This window comes from Chamaesiphon sp. GL140_3_metabinner_50, assembly GCF_025361915.1.
GTDB lineage: Bacteria > Cyanobacteriota > Cyanobacteriia > Cyanobacteriales > Chamaesiphonaceae > Chamaesiphon.
Genome location: NZ_JANYJC010000079.1, coordinates 1 through 2,131 on the forward strand (window position 1 = coordinate 1; position 2,131 = coordinate 2,131).

General features: G+C 46.7%; 3 protein-coding genes. All 3 read left to right on the plus strand.

Features of this window, described 5'->3' with window-relative positions:
* The coding region (locus tag Q0R35_RS03925; protein ID WP_295614676.1) for a phosphoglucomutase/phosphomannomutase family protein at positions 1-1,069 on the plus strand (1,069 nt) is incomplete at its 5' end.
* Between the two features lie 149 nt (positions 1,070-1,218).
* The gene (locus tag Q0R35_RS03930; protein ID WP_295614678.1) at positions 1,219-1,440 is read left to right on the plus strand and encodes a LapA family protein; all 222 of its coding nucleotides are present in this window, start codon (positions 1,219-1,221) and stop codon (positions 1,438-1,440) included.
* 139 nt (positions 1,441-1,579) lie between these two features.
* On the plus strand, positions 1,580-2,131 hold a 552-nt coding region (locus tag Q0R35_RS03935; protein ID WP_295614680.1), incomplete at its 3' end, for a 15,16-dihydrobiliverdin:ferredoxin oxidoreductase.

The window sequence follows — 2,131 nt, forward strand, 5'->3', positions numbered from 1 at the left end:
TATCCCCGATTATGCAGGGCCAGCAACTCTAGAAATTACCGATACGATCGTTGCTAATCTAGATAGTGCCAGCGATGCACCCCCAGAGAAGAAGAATAGCAAAAATATCAGCATTTTCGATCCGCAGCCAGAATATTTCAAGTTTATCTACACTCTGCTTGATGTCGATCGGATTCGCTCTGCGAAACTCAAAGTCAAATTCGATGCGATGTACTCCACCTCGCGCGGCTATTTAGACAAGGTATTACTCCATTGCGGCTGCGAAACTGAAACCTTCCACATGCAGCGGGATGTATTATTCGGCGGTGGAATGCCAGAACCCAAAGCAGAATTATTAGGCGAACTCATCGCCGCCGTGCAAAAGGATAAAGCCGATCTTGGTGTCGCGACAGATGGCGACGCAGACAGATTTGGAATCGTCGATGAGCTTGGTAACATGCTCACGCCAAATACCGTCTTGCTGGTGCTTGCCAAGCATTTAATTAAAAACAAAGGTAAAACTGGCGCGATCGTCCGTACGGTGGCGACTACCCACCTATTAGACAACTTTGCTGCCAAGCATGGTGTCCCTTTAATTGAAACCGCAGTGGGTTTCAAATATATCGGCGAACAAATGCGCCTCATCCCCGTTTTAATTGGTGGTGAAGAATCCGGCGGCTTGAGCGTCATCGGACACATTCCCGAAAAAGATGGCATCCTGGCTGATATGCTGATTGCCGAAGCGATCGCGTATGAAGGCAAACCATTGAGCCAAATGGTAGCAGAAGTTATCGCCGAAGCTGGTGGGCCATTAGCCAACCGTCGTCTGGATTTACATCTCGATAACGCTCATAAAGCAGCGGTAATGAAGACTTACAGCGAAAACCCACCGACGAGTATCGCGGGGATTGACGTTAAAGAAGTCGGTCGTAAAGATGGGGTGAAGTTCTATCTTGCTGATGGTAGCTGGGTGTTGTTACGCGCTTCTGGTACGGAGCCGCTGATTCGCGTGTATCTGGAAACTCATTCCGCCGAGCAGTTGCAGAAGTTAGCATCGACGATGGAAAGCGAGATCGAGGCGTTGAAGTAATTACTCGGTTTGGATTTATTTGAGTTGTGGCGGAGATCTACCCACCCCGCCCTCAGTTCGGCTCCGCTCACTGAGCGAAGTCGAAGTGAGAGGGGATTTTCCCCCAGAATCTTTTAGGTTTTGGGGGTAACACTACCTTAGTAGCAGTTATGGTTAATTTAGTTATTTCGACAATCGCCGCATTCTGGATTGTCACGATCGCACTAATATCAGTCCAGAATGCTAGCTTAGTCAACCTGAGATTTGTATTCTGGAAATCGATCGATCTACCGTGGGGACTAGTTCTAGCAGGTGCAGTAGCTCTCGGCTTCATCATCGGCGGCTGCTTACCACTCCTGGGCAACAATTCCACCCCCGCCAAACGCAGATGAGACATTAGTGCATAGCAACTAACTCCCATCTCCCCGCTCCCCGCTAAATTATTACAATTTGTTGCCTTGTTTTCAGAATCTCGATCGGGCTACCTAAAAATCCTGCTATTCTGGGGGGGATCGATCGTAGCCTTGCTCCATGTATAAGCCATTTTTGAATCACTTAGAAAGCGAACTGACCGCCAAGTTCGATCTCCAACAGCGACCAATTCCGGCTGGTTTGGAGTTGAATGTTAGCGATCGAGGTAAAAATCCGGCAACGATTCAAAGCTGGTCTTATGAATGCCCGCAGTTGCGAAAAATCCGGTATACATATATCGATGCTGGTGTAAGTTCGCAGATATTTAACTGTGTAATTTATCCCAACCATCATTACGATCTGCCGCTGTTAGGATTAGACTTTCTCTCGTTTGGTAAAGTCAAGAATTTGGTAGTGCTTGACTTTCAGCCGTTATTTCAAGATGAAGCTTATCAGGAAAAATACATCGAGCCGTTGAAGTTTCTGCACGATCGGTACCCAGATTTATCGCAAGATCTGGAGATGAAATTTTACGATTCAAATCAATATTTTTCTAAGTATTTACTGTTTGCCAAAACAGATGTCGAAACCGTCTCAACGCGACTGCTAGCAGCATTTAAAGACTATCTAGATTTATACTGGCAAATGCTCGATCGCGCCGAACCACTTACA

Coding starts and splice junctions, on each gene's coding strand:
- Q0R35_RS03930 (WP_295614678.1), top strand. CDS start 1,219: ATGGTTAATTTAGTTATTTCGACAATCGCCGCATTCTGGATTGTCACG.